Raw genomic sequence first — 19381 nt, forward strand, 5'->3', positions numbered from 1 at the left:
CCTCGTGCGGCAGCGACCCCGGGGTCGCCGCGAGAGTGCGGGAAGCCGTCCGGCTCCCCTTGATTCGCCTTCTAAACCGCCAGCAGATCCTTGGCCAGCAGCTGGTCGAGCAGCAGATGGGCAGTGCCGACGGGATTCTTCAGCCCGTCGCCGATGATCTCCCCCTTGTCCCGCTCGGGCGAGAAGATCCGGCTGACCCAGGTCGGCGATCCCTTCAGGCCGACGCTGGTGACGTCCAGCTGCAGGACCTCATTGTTCCAGACTTTCACCGCGGCGTCAACGGAGGAGAGCCGCATCGGCACCGTGGGATAGCGGGGCCGGTTCAATTCCCGGACTACGGTGATCATTACCGGCAGGCTCGCCTCGACGATCTCGTAGCGCCCTTCCAGCTTGCGCCGGACCCGGATCCGCTTGTTGGCCAGGTCGAGCGCCTCGATCCGGTCGACCAGGGTCAGCTGGCTGAAACCGAGCCGCACGGCAATTCCCGGGCCGACCTGGGCGGTATCGCCGTCGATGGTCTGCTTGCCGCAGAGCACGATCCCCAGCTCCTCCGTCGCCGCCAGCTTGCCGATCGCCGCCGCCAGCACGTTGCTCGTCGACAGGGTATCGGCACCGCCGAAGCAGCGGTCGGAGCAGAGAACGGCTTCGTCGACGCCGAGGGCCAGCGCCTTCTTGAGGGCGGCTTCGGCATTGGGGGGACCCATGGACAGCGCCACCGCCCGAAAACCGAAGCGGTCCTTCAGGTTGAGGCTCTCCTCCAGAGCATGGGTGTCGTACGGGTTGATGATGAAGGGAATCCCTTCACGGACCAGGGTGTTGGTCACCGGGTCGATCTGCACCTGGGTGGTATCGGGAACCTGCTTGATACAGGCGACAACAAGCATCGAAAAAACCTCCCCCTCGGAAAGAATACCGGCGGCCAGGCCTGTCCGGCGCGCCGACGCCCCTTACCAGGAATGCGCCGGCAAGGGGCGAGCGCTGAATCTTTCAGCACCTTGCTCCCTGCTTAATCCTAACAAAAAGAAATATTTCTAATCAAGGAAAGGCTGCCTAAAAATAAGGCAGACTTTTTTAATGACGGTAAAACGGCAGCTTCCGCCGGGCGGCGCCGCATCTCACCCCATCCCGCCGGTGGAGGCCAGGGCGTAGACGAGTGCCGGGCGATAATCCGGCCGCTGGCCGGCGTACATCAGCGAATTCCACCCCCGGAGGGTGAAGTCGGCGGCCCGGACCAGCAGGCTCGCCACCTCGTTCCGTTCAGGGACGTCGAGAAAGACCGGCGTATCCGTATCGATCCCCACCAGTGCCCGGCCGAACAGCAGGGCCGCTTCCGTTTCGTCGTGGCCGCACCAGGGGCCAAACTGGATGCCGAGCGGCCACTGCTGGGCAAGGAGGAACCCCCGTTCGCCCCGGGCGAGAGCCCCCCGCAGGCGCAACGTCGCCAACAGCCGCTCCCGCCGGTCGCCCCAGCCGGCCAGGTCGACGGCCGCCATCTCGGCCAGCGACAGCGATTCGTCGGCGAGATGAAAGTTCGCGCCACGCCCCCGGCCGCACCAGCGCCCCACCCGATCGATCTCGGTGAAGCCGAGCGTTTCGTAGAGCGGCTTTCCCGCCGCCGAGGCGGTCAGCCAGACCGTTTCCGCCCCCGCCGCCGCCAGGGCGGCCCGGGCCCGCTCCATCAGCAGCCGGCCGAATCCTTGTCGCCGCTGGTCCGGGCGGACCAGCAGGTTGCCGATCCAGCCGCTCGTCCCATACTTGACCGAGGTAATGAAGGCTACCGGCTCACCGGCGCGGAGGCCGGCAAAGCAGCCGTCCGGGAACGCCTCCAGCAGGAAGGCGAATTCCCAGTGATCGCTGATCCACCCCTCCCCGGCCGCCAGGGTCAGGAAGGCCGGCAGATGTTTCGGCGCCAGCCGGACAATCTCCATCTCACCTCACCGGCACTTCGCAGGCCGACTGGCCGACGGTGACGTCCTGGCCGATCAGCCCGACAGCATCGGCCCGGCACTGGCGGCAGTGCTTGAACTGGCCGATGACCGATTCGTTGGCCGCCCGCGCCAGTTCGAGCTGCTCCGGGGTGGGCGGGACGATATGGGCCAGTTCCGCCTGGGGGATGATCGGCATGACGTTCATGACGAAGGCGCCCAGTTCCTTGACCCGCCGACCGATGAGCGGAATCTGTTCTTCATTGATGCCCGGGATATAGACGGTATTGATCTTGACGGTCATCCCGTGGTCGGCGGCCCGTTTGACCCCTTCCAGCTGGTTGGCGATCAGGATCTCCGCCGCCTCGCTGCCGGAATAGCGCTTGCCGTGATAGAAGATGTGGCCGTAAATCCGGGCGGCGACCGCCGGATCGAGGGCATTGATGGTCACCGTCAGGCTGTGCAGATCGAGGTCGTGCAGCCGGTCGATCGACTCGGGCAACAGCAGGCCGTTGGTGCTCATGCACTTGATCAGATGGGGAAACTCTTCCCCCACCAGGCGGAAAGTTTCGAAAGTCTCTTCGTTGGCCAGCGGATCGCCGGGGCCGGCGATGCCGATGACCTTGATGATCGGGCCGAGCAGCTCGCTGGCCATCACCTCGCGAACCTTGGCGATCGCCTCCGCCGGGGTCAGCACCCGACTGGTCACCCCCGGCCGCGACTCATTGGCGCAATCGTGCTTGCGGCTGCAGTAACCGCACTTGATATTGCATTTGGGAGCGACGGCCAGATGCATCCGGCCGTTCTTGTGGTGGTTGCCGCCAAAACAGGGATGCCCCTGTATTTTTGCCATCCGGTCGCATGACGTTGCCATAATCAACCTCCCCGTATTCGGTCCGTAAACGGAAAAAGGGCGCTACAACTCGATTCCAGCGCCCTTGCCAAAAAAAGGGCCCGGCGGTTCACTTTCCCGCCGGGCCTCGTTGCCGTAGTGCAGATATACTCCGTTGTATAACCTTGTCATCTGCTCTGGCATTAAGCGTGCCAGAATCCCAACCGTATACACCAACGTATAACCATTTGATTTTATTGGTTGTTAATTGAGAGTAAACTTTTTCTGCTGCATAAAAATTGCCTCGCTGACTAATTCCTAGGCAGCAGATTCCGCCAACCCGGCACCCGCCGACAGCCGGAAATCGGCTCTGGCGGCCGCTTGCGCCAATCTTGGTCCCCCCCTGCCCTGCGGAGTGGTTATTGCATCACCGCCACCGTGACCATTTCCTTCAACATAGCGGAACTCCGGGACCGGGCCAGGGCGGCCTTTCAAGGTCTGGCGGTCGGCGATGCCCTCGGTGCACCGGTCGAATTCATGACCGTCGGCGAGATCAAGGCGGCCCACGGCGTTCTGAAGGAACTGGTCGGCGGCGGCTGGCTGCGCCTCAAGCCGGGGCAGGTGACCGACGACACCGCCATGTCCCTCTGTGCCGCCCGGGCGCTGGTCCGGGCCGGCGGCTGGTCGCTGCCGGGAATCGCCGAGGAATTCGCCGCCTGGCTCCGCAGCAAGCCGGTGGATGTCGGCGACACTTGCCGGCGCGGCATCAGGAACTACATGCTCAAGGGGACCCTCGAAACCCCCTTCAACCAGTGGGATGCCGGCAACGGCGCGGCAATGCGCCTCTTGCCGGTCGCCCTCTTCACCCTCGGTAGCGACCGGCTGCTCGGCGAGTACGGCACCAGCCAGGCCCACCTGACCCACAACCATCCGCTCTCCGATGCCGCCTGCCTCACCCTTGGCCGCCTCGTCCACTTCGCCCTGCTCGGCTATTCGAAATCACGCCTCCGCCGGGAAGCCGACCAGCTGGTCGCCGACTATCCGACCTTTTCCTTCACCCCCTACCGGGGTCTGGCTACCGGCTACATCGTCGACACCGTCCAGACCGTTTTCTACCATTTTTTCCGCACCCGGACTTTCGAGGAGTGCGTCATCGACACGGTGAACCAGGGAGGAGACGCGGACACGACCGGCGCCATCGTCGGCATGTTGGCCGGGGCCTATTACGGCGGCGACGCCATCCCGAAACGGTGGCGGAAAAAAATGGACCGGCAGGCAATGGCCGAATGCGGGGAACTGGCGGAACGGCTGCTCGAACTGTCACCGCTGTTGAACGGCACGGCCGAGTAACCGCGCAACCCGGGCGGCTCAGGCCGGCGGGGGGGAAGAACTGGCGGCATCACCGGCAAAACGGCGGGCAAGGACGCGGAACAGCGAGGGGTAGAGGATGCTGGCGAGCAGCGCGGTCAGGATCAGTGCGCCGCTGGTCGTCGGCGAAACCAGCCCCATCTTCATGCCAATGGTGCCGGAAACCACGATCATCGACAGCGGCGCGGAGAGTAGCAGCGCCATGCCGGTCGCTTCCAGGAGCGTCACCCCGAGCGGCCGGGCCAAAAGCAGCGGCGACAGGTTGGAGGCGAAGACCGCCAGGGTAAGCACGGCCGCCGTCCGGACCGTCTCGGCGGACAACAGGAGCCCGAGCGGGAATTCCGCCCCGACGCCGATGAAGAAGAAGGGGATCAGAAAGCCGAAGCCGATGGCGTTGATCTTCTCTTCGAACCGCCCTTTGCTTTTGAAGACGTAACTGAAGATCATCCCGACGATGAACGAGCCGAGGATCGGCTCGGCCCCCGCCAGCGAGGCGAGCAGACCACCGGCAAAGGCGACGGTGACCACCGTCCTGATCCCCTCTTCAATCGGGTCATCGCTCTCCATCAGCCGGCTGACCCGCTCCGGATGCCACCAGACGAGAATATAGAGCGCTTTCAGCACCAGGAAGGCGCCGGCGAACAAAAGCGTCAGCCGGGCCAGTTCCAACACCGCCAGGATGGTCAGGCCATGCTTGTGATAGGCGTCCACCAGGGTAAGGACGAGGATCGACAGCAGCTCGCCGGTCAGGGCGATGCCAATCACCTGCTGCCCCAGCGGCGTTTTGTTCAGCCCCGATTCCTTGAGCACCGGAATGACGATCCCGGCCGAGATCATCGCCACCGTCAGTCCGAGATAGAACGACTGGCCGAGCGCCACGAAGGCCAGCGGGGTCAGGGTGAAGGAGAGGAGTGCCACCAGCACGTACCAGAAGCTTTTGCCGCTTTTGCGGATCATCGTCAGGTCCAGCTCCATCCCGGCGATGAACATCAGATAGATGAAGCCCATCTCCTTGAGCAGCAGGAACCACTCCGGCCGCTGCCTGACGAACAGGTTGAAGAGGACGATCCCGTAGACGATCTCCAGGGCCGCTCCCGGCAGGCGGAAGCGTCGGCCGAGGAACGGGATGAGCATCGCTCCCAGCATGACAACGAAGAAGGAAATCTGGCTTTCGAGCATGGGTTCCTGAACCGGCGGGCACGGCAGTGGCCGTCCCGCGTCAGATGGTCGTTTCGGCGCCGGGAATCAGCAGGGTCGAGACCGGCGACCGACGAACCAGATGCCAGCTGACGTCCGGCCGGAACACCCGGCGCAAGAAGTCGGTCAGCCGCCATTCGCCGGTGCTCGCCACCAGGAGGTCATACTCCCGCAGCGCCGCCGCAAGGGCATGGATCGGATTGCCGGCCGCCACCCGGGTGGCGATATTCTGCTTGTAGATCAACCCCAGGTCGGGGACGGTCTTTTTCATCCGCTCGATTTCCGCCACCTCGTCCTCGGTGGCGATATAGGGGAGGAGCGTCGGGAAGAGCGCCGTCACCTCGAAGGGGAGGGTCGAGGATATCTCCAGGGCCGTCTCCAGGGCATGCTGCAGACTGGAATCGCTGATGCACGGGACTGCCGCCCGGTTGTAGGGGAACGTCCCCCGGGCCAGAAGAACCGGACAGCCGGCCTCCCGGGTCAGGGCGAGCATCAGGTTCTTTTCCGCCCGTTCGCTGACAAAGGAGAAGAAGCTGCCAATGGTGCCGGGATGGGCGAGCATCACCAGCCCCGGCCGGTAGGAAAAGCGCTTGAGGGAGGTGGCAAGGGCATCCGCCGGCACCAGGACGCTCTCGAAGGTTTCCGCTTTCGTGGCGCCGCTCACCGCGCCCTGCAGCCGCTCGGCCAGGGCCGCGGCGGCCGGCTGATGGACGATGATGGTGCGGGCCAGGGGGAAGGCCTTCAGCAGATAGGCGGCCTCGTCGAGATAGGCCTGGTTTTCCCTCCCCTGGAGGAAGACGAAGAAGGTGTCGCCGTACTCCAGCGGGAACGCCTCGAAACGGAACGAGAGGATCTCGGCGATGGTCACCAGGGCCTGGGGGTCGCCGAGGATGATCACCCGGTCCCGGGGCTTGAGGGTCGTCTCGCCGGTGGGGACGATGATGTTTCCTTCGCGATAGATCAGCCCGACCCGCCAGCGGCGCGGCCGGAGATAGGCCAGGGGCTTGTTGGTCAGCCGCGAATAGGGATGGACCTCGACTTCGAGAATCTCGTTCTTGCCGACGCCGATCCCGTGAACCGTCTTGGTCTTGAGTTCGAGCCGGTTGCGCAGCCCGGTGGCGCTGACGGCGAAGATGCTCTCCACCTCGGCACCGTATTTTTCCAGCTCGGCGATCCCCTTCTGGGTGATGCCGAGGGCGATGACCCGCTGCACCCGGAAGTGGGCGGCAATCAGCCGGGCGACCTCGACATTGACCCGCTCGACGGTGGTCGAGATGACCACCGTATCGGCTTCGCCGATGGCCGCTTCCTCCAGGACGAGCCGGCTGGTGGCGTCGCCCCGGATCGTCACCGCACTACTCCCCCGCTGCTGCCGGACCAGCGCCAGGTTCTCCTCGTTCTGGTCGATGCAGACCAACAGGACATCCCGCGACAGCATCGACACCAGCGGCAACCCGACGTTCCCCACCCCGACCAGGACAAATCTCGGCTGCATCGTTTCCCCATTCGTCGCAACCAGGCTTCGGCCGCGGCACCTTGAATCCGTTCCCTGGCAATCATAGCAGGTTTGGGCCGAGGGGGAAACCCGCTTGACCGGTAAACGCCCTGCGCCGTTGCCGGCTTCGCCGCCGGCGCCGCGCCCGGACGGAGAAATTACCCGATTCTTTCCCTTGACTTCCGCCCCTCGCCTGCTAGTTTAGTAGCTATTAATCTTTCCCCCAAATGCATCCGCAACAGCCTGGATTCTGCCAAGGAGGTCACCATGAAACCAACGTTCCGCCTCTCCGCCGCCCTGCTGGCGGCCCTGCTTCTCGTCCTCGCCGGCGCGGCAATGGCGGCATCGCCCGTCTTCGACGTCGATCGCACTTTCTACCCCTACTACCCATCGCTCATCAAATGGGACAAATCGACCATCCCCTTCAACGCCCCGGAGGTCTGCGGCTCCTGCCACCCCCAGCAGTTCAAGGAATGGAACGGCTCGGTGCACAGCCTCGCCTTCAAGGACCCGGTCTACCAGGGCGAGCTGAACAAAGGGGTCAAGGCGGTCGGTCATGATATCGCCCGGCAGTGCGAAGGGTGCCACTCGCCGATCGGCGTGGTCACCGGGGCGGTCAAGGGACCGGGGCTCGCCAACCTGCCCGCCACCGCGCTGAACGGCGTCTCCTGCGACGTCTGCCACTCGGTCAGCGGCGTCACCCACTGGCAGACGCCGTCCCACGAACCGGAAAACGGCTCCTTCATCCTCTCCCCAGGCGTCGAAGACCCGAATAACGGCCAGACCCTGATCAAGCGCGGACCGTTCAAACCCTCGGAGGAGTGCGGCGGCGGCTTCCATGAATGCCGGGAATCGTCGCTCCACCTCCGGGCCGACCTCTGCGCCTCCTGCCACCAGGTTTACCACTACGAGGCCCACTTCCCGCTCGAAGCGACCTACCTCGAATGGAAACACGGCCCCTACGCCCAGCAGGCGATCCTCTGCCAGGACTGCCACATGGTCGACATCGCCACCTTCAAACGCTCTGCCGACACCTTCCGGAAACCGGAGCGGCAGGAGTACCGGCACGTCTTCAACGGGGCCAACTACCTGCTCTCCTACCTGGCCGCCGGCGCGGCGAAGAAAAACGGCGAGGAGGAACTGGCTGCCAACCTGATGAAACAGTACGAGATGGAGGTGGAACGGCTCAAAGCGGCGGCGGCGCTGGAACTGAGCCCGGTCTACCGGGGCGGCCGGCTGGTCGAGCTCAAGGTGCGGGTAAAGAACATCCGGGCCGGGCACAACCTCCCCACCTCGCTGACCAACGTGCGGCAGATGTGGCTCGAACTGACCGCCAAAGACGAAACCGGCACGGTGATCATGAGCAGCGGTACCATCAACCCCGACGGTTCGCTGCCGGAAAACAGCCGGCTGTTCAACTCCGACGGCATGGGTAACGATTTCCATTTTTCGGTGGACCCGTGGGTGATTACCGCCTTCTCCCGGCACGACACCATCCCGCCCCGCGGTTACAAGGACGTTTATTTCGGCGTCGCCGCCCCGGCGGCAGCAAAGAAGATTGTCGTTACCGCCAAGCTCCGTTTCCGCCAGGCCGAGCAGCACGTTGCCGAAGAACTGCTCAAGGCGGTGCCGAAAGATATCGATCTGGAGCAGCTTTACGGATTGCGAGCCGTGCCGCCGCTGCCGGTCGTCGATATGGCGGTCCAGGAGACGACGATTGCCACCTCCCTCTGATCTCCCGCGCAACAACGGGTGCCTCCGGCCGCTGGCAGCGGCGGGGCACCCGTCCCCCCACCATGATGAAAAATTATTTATTATTTGCCAATTTCGGCCGACATATTGCTATGATCCACGGTGATGTGGGCAACGGCGGCAATTTGTCAATTTCACGACATGACCCTTTGCCGACAACTGGCGACAAATAAAGGATTTCACTTTAATTTGCCAATTCCAATCCACCGCCGCACCGCCCACACCATGTCGAGATTATGACACTCCATATCGACCGGAGATCGTGACATGTTTCCATCGCACCCCTCCTGCCCCGGCCCCGAACAGCCGGCAGCCGCGGTAAATCCCCTCGACCGGCCCGCCGCCATCGCCCCGGCACAGCTCCACGAGACCCTGTTCGACGTTGCTCACGTAATACTGGTGGTCATTGGCGCCGACCAGCGGGTCGTCACGATCAACCGCACAGGCTGCACGGTCCTCGGCCGCCCGGCAACGGAGGTCATCGGCCGCAACTGGTTTGAAACGTTCATCCCCGCCGCCAGCCGCGAGACGGAACGTGAAGCATTCACGACCCTTGTGACAAGCGGGCACGGACATTATCCGGACCGCGAATATCCGGTCATCGTCGCCGACGGGACGGAACGGCACATTGCCTGGCGCCAGCAGCCCTTCCGCGGGCCAGCCGGGACCATCGAAGCCCTCTGCCTTTCCGGGGAAGACCTTACCGAGCGGCGCCGGGGCGCAGCGGCGCTGCAGCTGGCGGAAACGAAATACCGGATCATCGCCGACAACACCACCGACTGGGAATTCTGGCTCGCGCCGGATGGCCGTGTTATCTACAATTCGCCGTCCTGCCTGCAGCATACCGGCTATCCGGCAGCCGCCTTTGAAGAAGACCCCCAGCTTTTTGCAACCATCATCCACCCCGCCGACCGCCAACGATTTGCCGAACACCGTCATCACGCCGGCCAGGCCCTACCCGCCGAGGGGGTCGAATTCCGGATCGTCAGGGCCGACGGAGAACTTCGCTGGCTCAACCATTCCTGCCGGCCAGTGCACGACGACAGCGGCACCTTCCTCGGCAGCTGCGGCAGCAACCGCGATATCACCCACAGCAAGGAGGCAGAGGAAAGACTGCGACAACGGGCCGAGATGATGAACTCGCTGATGAACGCCATCACCGAATCGGTATTCCTCATTACCCCGGGCGGCACGATCCTGGAACTGAACGAGGCGGCGGCGAGCCGATTGCGGGGGACGCGGGAATCGCTGCGCGGCAAGATCATCTACGACCAGTTCCCGGCAACGCTGGCGGAAAGCCGCAAAGCGAAAATCGACCAGATCGTTGCCACCGGCAAGCCGCTCCGTTTCGAAGATGTCCGCAGGGGAAGAGGTTTCGACATCTCCGGTTTTCCGGTCTGCGACGAGCAGGGAACGGTGGTGGCAGTGGCCGTCTGCGCCTTCGACATCACCGAGCGCACCGAGGCGGCCAGTGCGGTCCGCGAGGCGGAGGAGCGGTACCGGACGCTGTTCGAGCAGTCGCCGGACGGCGTGCTGATCATTGATCCGGAAACGACCCTGCCGCTGGTTTTCAATGAAACCGCCCACCGGCAGCTCGGTTACTGTCGGACGGAGTTTGCCCGGCTGTCCATCGCCGACTACGATGTCTCCGCCGTCCCGGGCGACGGCCGGGAACGGCTCGACGCCATCACCCGTCACGGCCGCAACGACTACGAAACCCTGCATCGCACCAAAGAAGGAGAGCTGCGCAACGTCCTGGCCACCGCCCAACCGATCGAAATCGGCGGCGAAACCTATTTCCACTGCATCTTCCGCGACATCACCGAACTGCGCCGGGCACAGGAAGACATCTCGCTCAAGGCACGGCTCCTCGACGCGGTCAACGATTCGCTCTTCCTGGTCGACCAGCAGGGAAAGATTCTCTACGCCAACGAGGTCGCCTGCAAATCGCGCGGCTACCGCCGGGAAGAGCTGCTTGCCCTTCCCTTCGACCGGCTCGACACCCCCGAATACGCCTCCCGGGTTGCGGAGACGATCGCCCGGCTGCCTGATAGCAAACGGGCAATCTTCGAGAGCATCCATCTCAGCAAGGACCGCTCGGCCATCCCGGTCGAAGTCCATGCCAGCATCATCGAGATCGGCGGCCGGTCGCTGATTCTCAGCCTGGTACGCGACATCACCGAACGGAAGCGGACCGAAGACGCGCTCCTGGCCGCTCTGCAACTGAACCAGGACATGGGACGTTTCAGCCGTGACGAATTGACCGGCATCGCCTTGGAAGAGGGGATCCGACTCACCGGCAGCGCCATCGGCTTCCTCCATTTCATCGATCCGGGACAACAGACAATTTCCCTGCACGCCTGGTCCCGGGAGACCTCGGCGACCTGTACGGTCAGCGACGTGCAAGGCCACTGCCTGATCGAAGAGGCCGGCATCTGGGTCGACTGCATCCGCAAACGCCGGCCGGTAATGCACAACAGTTTTGCCAAACCGCTCCGGCTGCCCGAAGGGCACGTTCCGCTACGCCGCGACCTGGCGGTACCGGTCTTCGACGACCAGGAGCGGATCGTCGCAGTGATGGGGGTCGGCAACAAGGCTGAGCCCTACACCGAATTCGACATGACCCAGCTGTCACTGCTCGCCGAAACGATGTGGAACGTAATCAAGCTGAAGGACCTCTTGGAAGAGCTCAAGGTGGCCGAGGAAGAAGCCGTCTCCGCCAGCCGGGCCAAGAGCGACTTCCTGGCGAACGTCAGCCACGAGATCCGCACGCCGATGAACGCCATTATCGGCATGACCCACCTGGCGCTGCAGACCAAGCTGACCGACCGGCAGCGCGACTACCTGGAAAAGATTCACCTTTCCGCCGGCTCGCTGCTCGGCATCATCAACGACATCCTCGACATCTCCAAGATCGAGGCGGGCAAGATGGAGATGGAAGCGATCAGCTTCAACATCGAGGACGTGCTCGACAACCTGGCGACGATCATCGGCGTCAAGGCATACGAAAAGGGGATCGAACTTCTTTTCGCCACCGACGCCGACCTCCCGCTCACCATGGTCGGCGACCCCCTGCGGCTGGGCCAGGTGCTGATCAACCTGGCAAACAACGCCGTCAAGTTTACCGAACGGGGCGAAGTCGTCATCTCCTCGGAACTGGTGGCGCAGGATCAGCGGCGGAACGAGGTAACGGTCCGCTTCAGCGTCAAGGATACCGGGATCGGCATGACGCCGGAACAGATCGGCAAGCTGTTCCAGGCCTTCAGCCAGGCCGACAGCTCGTCGACCCGCAAATATGGCGGGACCGGCCTCGGTTTGAGCATCAGCCGCCAACTGGTGGAATTGATGGGCGGAGAAATCCTGGTGGAGAGCACCCCCGGCCAGGGGAGCACCTTCTCCTTCACCGTCCGCCTCGGCTGCCGCCGTGAGCCGGCCGGCCGGGCACCCCGGACACCGCTCAAGGGGTTGCGGGTGCTGGTGGTCGACGACAATGCCACTTCCCGCGACATTCTCCGGGCCAACCTGGAATCGTTCTCTTTCGGGGTCACCACCGTCGGCAGCGGCGTGGCGGCGCTGGGGGAACTGGAACGGGCTGCTGCCGCCGACGCCCCTCCTTACGACCTGGTGCTGGTCGACTGGAAGATGCCCGGTCTCGACGGCATCGAAACGGCCCGCCGGATCAAGGAGAACCGGCGGCTCACCAATATCCCGACGGTGATCATGGTGACCGCCTACGGCCGCGACGAAGTGCTCCGCAATGCCCGGGAAGCGGGGCTCGATGCCGCGCTGACCAAGCCGGTCAAGGCATCGGTGCTGCTCGACACCATTGCCAACCTTTACGAACGGGAGATGATCGGCGCGGCGCAGGCATTCCCCGCCAGCCGGCCAAACCGGCATGCCGGGCTGCGGCTGGCCGGCATCCGGGTGCTCTTGGCCGAGGACAATGCCATCAACCAGGAGGTCGCCCGGGAAATCCTCAAACAGGCCGGGGCGATCGTCGATATCGCCGCCAACGGCGTTGAGGCGGCCCAGATGGCGTTACAGGCATCGCCCCGTCACCATGCGGTGCTGATGGACCTGCAGATGCCGCTGATGGACGGTTACGAGGTAACGCGGCAAATCCGCGACACCTACAGCGCCACGGAGCTGCCGATCATCGCCCTGACCGCTCACGCCATGGCCGAAGAGCGGGAACGCTGCCTAGCGGCGGGGATGAATGACCATCTGTCGAAACCGATCGATCCGACACAGCTTCTCTCGACCTTGGAACGGTGGACACCGCAGGCGTCGCGCAAGAACGTCCGTCGCCTGCCCCCGGACAAGGGGGGAGCGACCGGCGGCAAAATTCCCCGCGATCTGCCGGGGCTCGGCATCGAGGCCGCGCTGGGTAAACTGGGCGGCAACGAGAAGCTGCTCCGCAAGCTGCTGCTCGATTTCCGAGATACTTACCAGGGGGTCGTCCACGAAATCAGGGGGGCACTGGCCAAACGGGACAGCGCCCTGGCGAGCCGGCTAACCCACACTGTGAAAGGGGTTGCGGGCAACATCTGCGCCACCGGCATCTACGAAGCGACCCAGAAACTGGAGCGGGCCATTGCCGGCGGCGATGAAGCCGCGTTTACCCGGCTGCTCGGCGAACTGGAGCAGGCACTGTTGCCGGTGCTGGTGTCGATCGGCCGACTCAAGAAAGAGCAGCGTAACGAACAGCTCCGCGGAGATACGGCGCCGGATGGCGGCGAGCAGGCCGACCCCGCCGGGCTGCGCCCCCTCTGCGTCACTTTCCGGCAGCTGCTCAGCAAGAACAACCTGAAGGCGCGGAAACAACTCGAACTGATCGTTGCCCATCCCGCAGCCGGGACATTCCGGGCGGAACTCAACGCCATCGAGGAGTGTCTGGGAAAACTGGACTTCAAGGGGGCGCTCCAGTCGTACGGCACCATCGCCCGGGTGCTGGACATACCGCTGGATTAACGGGAGAGAACACCATGGAACGGGGAAAGCAGACCATTCTGATTGTCGACGATACGCCGCAGAATATCGAGATCCTCAACGAAGTTCTCGGCGACGACTATGAAATACTCTGTGCGACCGATGGCAGGGAAGGACTGGAACTGGCGCAGGCGGAACAACCGGATTTGATCCTGCTCGACGTAATGATGCCGGAAATGGACGGTTACGAACTCTGCCGGCAGTTGAAGGAAGAGCCGCGAACCCGGGCCATTCCGGTGATCTTCATCACCGCCATGAGCCAGGAGGACGACGAGGCGAAGGGACTGGAAATCGGCGCCATCGACTATCTCACCAAACCGATCAGCCCGCCGATCGTCCGGGCCCGGATCAGGAACCATCTGGAGCTGAAACGCCACCGGGACATCCTGGAGAGTATCTCCCACATCGACGGCCTGACCGGGATCGCCAACCGGCGACAGTTCGACAAGATCCTCGACCAGGAATGGCGTCGGGCGGTCCGGACCCGAACGCCGATTTCGCTGGTGATGATGGATATCGACTGTTTCAAGGAGTTCAACGACTGCTACGGCCACCTGGCCGGCGATGACTGCCTGAAGAGTATTGCCGGCGCCTTCGGGACGGTCCTCAACCGGCCGGGCGACCTGGTCGCCCGCTATGGCGGCGAGGAGTTCGCCTGCATCCTCCCCGAAACCGATGCCTTCGGCGCCAGGCAGGTGGCCGAACGGCTCCAGGCGGCAGTCCTAGGCCTCTGCACTCCCCACCGCCGTTCGGCCGTGGCGGACCAGGTAACGATCAGCATCGGCGTCGCCACGATGATCCCGGCCGCCGCCAGCCAGCCCGACCAGTTGATCGCCGAGGCGGACCGCCATCTCTATCTGGCCAAGAAGGGGGGGCGGAACCGGATCTGCAGCCTCGCCTGAGGCCCGGAAGGAAACTAGATGGTGCACATCACCCGGCGGACGAGATACTCGCCGCCGATCACCAGGTACTCCCCCTCCCCCTTGAGGATACTGTTGGGGAGCAGGTCGTTGAAGAAGAAGATTTTGACCAGCGGCGCCCGAATCTCCCAGACAGTGGAGCCGAACTCCCAGGCCCGTTCCTCGACGGAAGTGAACGATACCAGATTGTTGAAGCGGATGATCTTCTCCCGCTTGCCGACAACCTCGACGACGGCATAATCGTCGGCATCGCAGGTGCCGCGATAGAGGGTCACCCACCGTTCGCCCGGGAAGCGGCGATCCAACTCGTACTGGCAGTATTCGTAGAGCAGGTCGAGCTGGGAGTTGATGGCATTAGTCCGCTCGCTCCCCTTCATCCGGTCGACCGCATAGCCAAAGTAGGCTTCCGACTGGACATCGCCGATCGGCGCCTTGTGGAAGGTCGGATGGATGCCGATCCGGCTTTCGACCCACCCCTTGAGTACTGCCCCCTCTACCGAGTTGGCATCCATCATCCAGCCGCGGAGAAAACGGAGATAGCTGTTTTTCAGGCTCTTGCGCGCCTTGTCGGTATGCTGGTCCTGCCAGTGGTGGAGCTGGAACTTGACGGACATGTAGTCGTTGAAGACGCACCCCCGCTCGTCCGCCGAATCGATAGTGTCGAGTTTGGCGAAGAGGAAGCGGTTGGCGCTGCGCACCCCCTGTAGTTCCAGCGGTTGGGGATTGTCGTTGAAATGGCGCGAGGCGATGATCCAGGGGGGGACATTGCAGTGATTGAAGGAACTCTGCATCGGCACATCACCTCGTTGTGAAGGGATCCTCCGGGCAGCGGGCGCCCGTGGTCGGCAGCGGGGCTAAAGGATTTTCGCCAGCTCCGCCAGCGTCGTCTTGATCGGGCCACCGGCAACAAAGGCATCGAGGCCGTGCCGTTCCAGTTCCTGCTGCGGCGTCTGGCCAATCTGGGCACAGACCACCGCCCGGCAGCCGGCCAGGGCGTCAATGATCGCCCGCAGCACATGGCTGCGGGTTGGATGATCCGGATCGTAGGAGCAGTAACGCTCCACCGTCTTTTCATCCACCAGTTTCACTTCGCCGGCATCGAGTTCGTAAATCAGAAACCGTTCCGCATGCCCGAAGTGCTGATTGATCTCTTTTCCATCCTTGGAAGCTACGGCGATGAGCATGGGTACCTCCTGACAGGGCACATCCTGGTGCCCGGAGAGGGGGCGGGCAGATGCCCCGCCCCCGTGCGGCCAACTACCACGCTGTTACAGCTCCACCGGGGCGAAGCTGAAGCATTTCTTCGAGCAGGTCCGGCCGCAGGCCTGACAGCCGATGCAATTGCCGGGATTGGCGACCTTCATGAACATCTTTGCCGAATCGTCCTCGTCCAGTTCCTCATAGGCGAGCACGTCATGAACGCAGACCTTGTAGCAACGGCCGCAACCGATGCAGGTCTCCTCGTCGATGGAAACGATGAACTGGGGGGTATACTCCGTCTTGTTTCTTCTTAGTCCGGTGATGTAAGCCATCTTTCTCTCCTCCGTCGTGTTGTTGGGCTGTCGGGACGGGCCGTCCCGACAAGCGGAATGCTATTCTTCGTCAAAAGGGGTTGCCGTCCCCTTGTTCATCGCCTTGCGGAGCCACGGCGGCGGATTCCCCTTCAGGACTTCCTGGAGCCGTTCCACCGTCTCCTTAAGGCTGACCTCGGTAGTGGTTTTCATCGGGTGAATCTTGTGAGCGACCAGTTTGGCCGCCGCCGGACCGCCGATCTGCATGGTATAGACGATGGCGCAGTCGGACAGGGCTTTGGCGCGGGCGGAGATCTTGTCTTCCTCGTCGAGGCCATGTTCGCCGACCTCCAGCGTTTCGAGGAAATGGGCCTCCTCGGGCCCCACTTCCCAGACCTGGAAACTTTTCGCCATCCCGAAATGCTGATCAATCATTTCGCCGGTCGAGCTGGTAAACGCTATCTTCATCTGAGCACTCCTTCTCGTTTTGTCTTTCCCGGGAGCGACGATTTTTCGTCCTGTCAGGGCTGTCGGGGAAATACGCGGCGGCAGAGCAGCGCTCCGGCACACACGCAATCCCGAAGACTTGCGCCGACAGGGCAGAAAAGCGGGCTCACCTAGTTATGCGCCAGTTTCTGCGCCTCCTTGGCATTCGCCTGGAAGATATTCGCCGTTTCGAACAGCAGGTTCATCGTTCCCCGGTAGCCAACCCACATCTTCTGATGGGAGCCGAGCCGGTCGAAAACCGGCAAGCCGGCCCGGAGGTGGGCGAGCCCCCCCAGTTTCGCCGCCGCCTGGCGACCGTTGGAATTGGCGACCAGCAGGTCGGAACCGACCGCCGCCGTCTCCAGGTCCTCCAGGTCGCCGACGAAGACTTCGTCCGCCGGCAGGGCGTCGAGCCCCCGCACCCGGGTCGCGGCGATCGCCGCCTGGATCCGACACCCCATCCCGGCGAGGAAATTGGTCAGCACCTTCAGGTTGTCCGCCTCCAGGGCAAGCGTGACCCGCTTGGTGCCGAACTGGTAATGGGAATCGACCATCGCATCCATCAACCGGCTCCGCCAGCGGCGGAATTTGTCGGGGACCGGCCGGCCGGCGATGGCAGCGAGGGTCTCCATGAACTGGTCAACTTCGGCCAGGCCGGTGATCGAGGTAAAGCCGTAACAGGGGATGCCGAACCGCTCGGTCAACGCCTGCCCCGCCTTGGCCAGCGAATCGCCCAGATAGAGGACCGCCTGGCTTCGCCCCGCCTGGCGGATGCGCGCCAGCGAGACCCCGCCGGTGGAGAGCGGCGATACCGTGTCGTCGATATGGCCGTCGAGGGCGTTGGCGATGTCGGGGACAATGATCGGGTCGAGGCCGAAGGCTTCGCAGATTTCCCGCACCTCTTCCACGTCGGCCGGCGTCAGGTGCGCACCGGGAAGAATCGCCACCTGGCCGGGGATCGTCTCCCCCCCCTCGGGGATCGTCCGGACGATCGCCTCCACCGCCGCCGCATACCCTTCCTGCATCGAACCGCAATAGTCGGGGGTCGAGGCCCAGATCACCGGCACCTGGCCGTACTCGGGATTTTCCAGGCGGAAGTGGACGATGGCGCTCCGCACATCATCGCCCATGGTTTCGGTCAGTCCGGAAGTCATCACCCCGACCACCTCGGGAGTGAACTTCTCGATCACCCGTTTGATCCCTTTTTTCAGGTTCTCCCACCCGCCGAAGATCGCCGTGTCCTCGCTCATGCTCGTCGAATTGAGGGCGATTGGCTCCTTGAAGTGGCGGGAGAGCTGCAGCCGGATGAAGGTCGAGCACCCCTGGGCACCGTGGAGGAGGCCGAGCATCTGGTCGATCCCCAGGTAAGCCAGGGTGGCGCCAAGCGCCGGCGAGTTTTTCTGCGGGTTGACCGTGGCATTCTTCGTCGGCACCTTGACCCGCGAATCCTTCAGCTCGGCAGTCAGGTACGTTTCGGCATGACGGGCCGCCCGGGCGACCGCATCGGCCAGTTCATCCTCACCCTTCTCCCACGGCGCCTTGCCGTTCAACACCGGCCAGATCGGGTTGTTCACCGTCAGGTCGAGCTGCTTGGCGAAGGTGACCATCCCCTCGTAACCGGCATAGGGATGGGATCGCCCGTGATTGATATCGAGGAATGGCGTCTTGGTCTTCAGGGCAAGGAACTTGGTCTTGCCGCCGGCGACGATCAGGTCGGGCATCTTCTCGTACATGATCTGCAGCAGACCGGCGCTGGAGGTATCCTCGATGATCCGGGCATCCTGATGCATCAGCGCCTTCATCCGGTAAAAATCTTCCAGGGTCGAATTCTGGGTGCCGGCGGCGAGGATTTCCACCCCCAGCTCCCGCAAGGCATTGACCATCGACCAGGTCTTCACCCCGCCGGTAAAGAGCACCGACCGCTTCCCTTCCAGCCGCGCCCGATAGGGCGCGATCCGTTCCCGGCACTTCGCCTCTTCCTCTTCGAGGAGCCTCTCCACCCGCTCCTGCATCGTCCGCTTCTCCAGGCCGCCCACCGCGTTATCCAGCTCCCGGGCGATATCGCGCAGCGCTTTGGCAGTATCGGTCATCCCGTAGAACGACTCCTCCAGGTAGGGCATCCCGTAGAGCTTCTGCATCTTTTTGGCGAGGTTGGTCAGACTCTTGGAACAGATGATGATGTTGAGCTTGGCCCGATGGGCATAGCGAAGCTCCTCGAATTTGGCGTCGCCGCTGAAACAGGAGAGGATCTGGATGCCCAGCCGTTTGAAGAGCGGCAGCATCCCCCACAGGTCGCCGGCAATGTTGTACTCGCCGATCAGATTGATCGGGTACTCGCCCAGTTCGGGCGGCTCGGCGGTACCGATGACCTGCTGCAGCAGCACTTCGCCGGCCAACCGGTTGCCGATATTCTTGTCGCCGATGAAGCCGGGGGTATTCACCGGGATCAGCGGGATCGCCACTTTCTCCTGGGCAGCCTTGCAGACCGCTTCTACGTCATCGCCGGTCATGGCGGTAACGCAGGTAGCGTAGACGAACATCGCCTTCGCCTGGCCCTTGTACCGCTCGGCCAGCTCGAGGATCGCCCGGTAGAGCTTTTTCTCGCCGCCGAAGACTACGTCGTTTTCCAGCATCTCGGTGGTGAAACCGCGACGATAGAGCTGGGAGCCGCTCGAACGGGCGCCGCGGTTGTCCCAGGAATTGCCGGCGCAGGCGATGGGGCCGTGCACCAGATGGATCACGTCGGTGATCGGCATCAACACCACCCGGGCGCCGTCGTAAGCGCAAGAACGCTCGGTCCCCTCCCCCGGTTCCGACTTCTTGCAGAATTTCGGCGCTCCCTTGTCGTGGGTTTCGCAATCGGTTGTATCGTACCAATCGGGCTTGGCCATGGCTGCCTCACCTTT

14 protein-coding genes are annotated in these 19381 nt (G+C 63.4%); 4 read left to right on the forward strand and 10 right to left on the reverse strand.

Annotated elements, in window-relative coordinates; translation table 11 throughout:
* Window positions 1-71: 71 nt before the first annotated feature.
* The 3 genes from QMN23_RS15940 to QMN23_RS15950 form a co-directional block, all read right to left on the reverse strand.
* Window positions 72-884, reverse strand: a complete 813-nt coding sequence (locus tag QMN23_RS15940) for an electron transfer flavoprotein subunit beta/FixA family protein (protein WP_282000320.1) — start codon at window positions 882-884, stop codon at window positions 72-74.
* A gap of 231 nt (window positions 885-1115) precedes the next feature.
* Window positions 1116-1928, reverse strand: a complete 813-nt coding sequence (locus tag QMN23_RS15945) for a GNAT family N-acetyltransferase (RefSeq protein ID WP_282000321.1) — start codon at window positions 1926-1928, stop codon at window positions 1116-1118.
* 1 nt (window position 1929) lies between these two features.
* Window positions 1930-2799: a radical SAM protein gene (locus tag QMN23_RS15950; RefSeq protein ID WP_282000322.1), complete on the reverse strand. Its 870-nt coding sequence runs from the start codon at window positions 2797-2799 to the stop codon at window positions 1930-1932.
* A gap of 396 nt (window positions 2800-3195) precedes the next feature.
* Here QMN23_RS15950 and draG point away from each other — a divergent pair, with 396 nt between their 5' ends.
* Window positions 3196-4107: an ADP-ribosyl-[dinitrogen reductase] hydrolase gene (gene draG / locus QMN23_RS15955; RefSeq protein ID WP_282003928.1), complete on the forward strand. Its 912-nt coding sequence runs from the start codon at window positions 3196-3198 to the stop codon at window positions 4105-4107.
* An 18-nt stretch (window positions 4108-4125) separates the two neighbouring features.
* On the opposite strand, the gene QMN23_RS15960 is transcribed toward draG, so the two are convergent.
* On the reverse strand, window positions 4126-5304 hold the full coding sequence (locus tag QMN23_RS15960; protein ID WP_282000323.1) for a cation:proton antiporter: 1179 nt from the start codon (window positions 5302-5304) through the stop codon (window positions 4126-4128).
* Window positions 5305-5344: 40 nt separating this feature from the next.
* Window positions 5345-6817 (reverse strand): NAD-binding protein, encoded by a 1473-nt coding sequence (locus QMN23_RS15965; RefSeq protein WP_282000324.1) that lies wholly within the window; start codon window positions 6815-6817, stop codon window positions 5345-5347.
* 267 nt (window positions 6818-7084) lie between these two features.
* Between QMN23_RS15965 and QMN23_RS15970 the strand changes: the two genes are divergently transcribed.
* The 3 genes from QMN23_RS15970 (at window position 7085) to QMN23_RS15980 (ending at window position 14460) form a co-directional block, all read left to right on the forward strand.
* Window positions 7085-8551 carry a cytochrome c family protein gene (locus QMN23_RS15970; protein WP_282000325.1) on the forward strand — a complete coding sequence of 489 codons (1467 nt, stop codon included), beginning with the start codon at window positions 7085-7087 and terminating at the stop codon, window positions 8549-8551.
* A 285-nt stretch (window positions 8552-8836) separates the two neighbouring features.
* The gene (locus QMN23_RS15975) at window positions 8837-13540 is read left to right on the forward strand and encodes a PAS domain S-box protein (RefSeq protein WP_282000326.1); all 4704 of its coding nucleotides are present in this window, start codon (window positions 8837-8839) and stop codon (window positions 13538-13540) included.
* Window positions 13541-13554: 14 nt separating this feature from the next.
* Window positions 13555-14460: a diguanylate cyclase domain-containing protein gene (locus QMN23_RS15980; RefSeq protein ID WP_282000327.1), complete on the forward strand. Its 906-nt coding sequence runs from the start codon at window positions 13555-13557 to the stop codon at window positions 14458-14460.
* 14 nt (window positions 14461-14474) lie between these two features.
* Here the strand turns inward: QMN23_RS15980 and QMN23_RS15985 are convergent, their stop codons facing one another.
* The 5 genes from QMN23_RS15985 to QMN23_RS16005 form a co-directional block, all read right to left on the reverse strand.
* Complete coding sequence (locus tag QMN23_RS15985) at window positions 14475-15269, reverse strand: NAD(+)--dinitrogen-reductase ADP-D-ribosyltransferase (RefSeq protein WP_282000328.1); 795 nt, start codon at window positions 15267-15269, stop codon at window positions 14475-14477.
* 63 nt (window positions 15270-15332) lie between these two features.
* Complete coding sequence (locus tag QMN23_RS15990; RefSeq protein WP_282000329.1) at window positions 15333-15662, reverse strand: NifB/NifX family molybdenum-iron cluster-binding protein; 330 nt, start codon at window positions 15660-15662, stop codon at window positions 15333-15335.
* 84 nt (window positions 15663-15746) lie between these two features.
* The gene (fdxB, locus tag QMN23_RS15995; protein ID WP_282000330.1) at window positions 15747-16010 is read right to left on the reverse strand and encodes a ferredoxin III, nif-specific; all 264 of its coding nucleotides are present in this window, start codon (window positions 16008-16010) and stop codon (window positions 15747-15749) included.
* 60 nt (window positions 16011-16070) lie between these two features.
* Entirely contained in the window at window positions 16071-16457 is a 387-nt protein-coding gene (gene nifX, locus QMN23_RS16000; RefSeq protein ID WP_282000331.1) for a nitrogen fixation protein NifX, read from the reverse strand.
* 149 nt (window positions 16458-16606) lie between these two features.
* Window positions 16607-19366, reverse strand: a complete 2760-nt coding sequence (locus tag QMN23_RS16005) for a bifunctional nitrogenase iron-molybdenum cofactor biosynthesis protein NifEN (protein ID WP_282000332.1) — start codon at window positions 19364-19366, stop codon at window positions 16607-16609.
* Window positions 19367-19381 lie beyond the last annotated feature (15 nt).

This window comes from Geotalea uraniireducens (assembly GCF_027943965.1).
GTDB classification, from domain to species: Bacteria; Desulfobacterota; Desulfuromonadia; order Geobacterales; family Geobacteraceae; genus Geobacter; species Geobacter uraniireducens.

What these genes read in the sequence shown, in the direction of transcription:
- QMN23_RS15990 (WP_282000329.1), bottom strand. Translation starts at nt 15,662, where the DNA reads ATGCTCATCGCCGTAGCTTCCAAGGATGGAAAAGAGATCAATCAGCAC.
- QMN23_RS15965 (WP_282000324.1), bottom strand. Translation starts at nt 6,817, where the DNA reads ATGCAGCCGAGATTTGTCCTGGTCGGGGTGGGGAACGTCGGGTTGCCG.
- fdxB (WP_282000330.1), bottom strand. Translation starts at nt 16,010, where the DNA reads ATGGCTTACATCACCGGACTAAGAAGAAACAAGACGGAGTATACCCCC.
- QMN23_RS15960 (WP_282000323.1), bottom strand. Translation starts at nt 5,304, where the DNA reads ATGCTCGAAAGCCAGATTTCCTTCTTCGTTGTCATGCTGGGAGCGATG.
- QMN23_RS15970 (WP_282000325.1), top strand. Translation starts at nt 7,085, where the DNA reads ATGAAACCAACGTTCCGCCTCTCCGCCGCCCTGCTGGCGGCCCTGCTT.
- nifX (WP_282000331.1), bottom strand. Translation starts at nt 16,457, where the DNA reads ATGAAGATAGCGTTTACCAGCTCGACCGGCGAAATGATTGATCAGCAT.
- QMN23_RS15940 (WP_282000320.1), bottom strand. Translation starts at nt 884, where the DNA reads ATGCTTGTTGTCGCCTGTATCAAGCAGGTTCCCGATACCACCCAGGTG.
- QMN23_RS15985 (WP_282000328.1), bottom strand. Translation starts at nt 15,269, where the DNA reads ATGCAGAGTTCCTTCAATCACTGCAATGTCCCCCCCTGGATCATCGCC.
- QMN23_RS15945 (WP_282000321.1), bottom strand. Translation starts at nt 1,928, where the DNA reads ATGGAGATTGTCCGGCTGGCGCCGAAACATCTGCCGGCCTTCCTGACC.
- QMN23_RS15950 (WP_282000322.1), bottom strand. Translation starts at nt 2,799, where the DNA reads ATGGCAACGTCATGCGACCGGATGGCAAAAATACAGGGGCATCCCTGT.
- QMN23_RS16005 (WP_282000332.1), bottom strand. Translation starts at nt 19,366, where the DNA reads ATGGCCAAGCCCGATTGGTACGATACAACCGATTGCGAAACCCACGAC.
- QMN23_RS15975 (WP_282000326.1), top strand. Translation starts at nt 8,837, where the DNA reads ATGTTTCCATCGCACCCCTCCTGCCCCGGCCCCGAACAGCCGGCAGCC.
- QMN23_RS15980 (WP_282000327.1), top strand. Translation starts at nt 13,555, where the DNA reads ATGGAACGGGGAAAGCAGACCATTCTGATTGTCGACGATACGCCGCAG.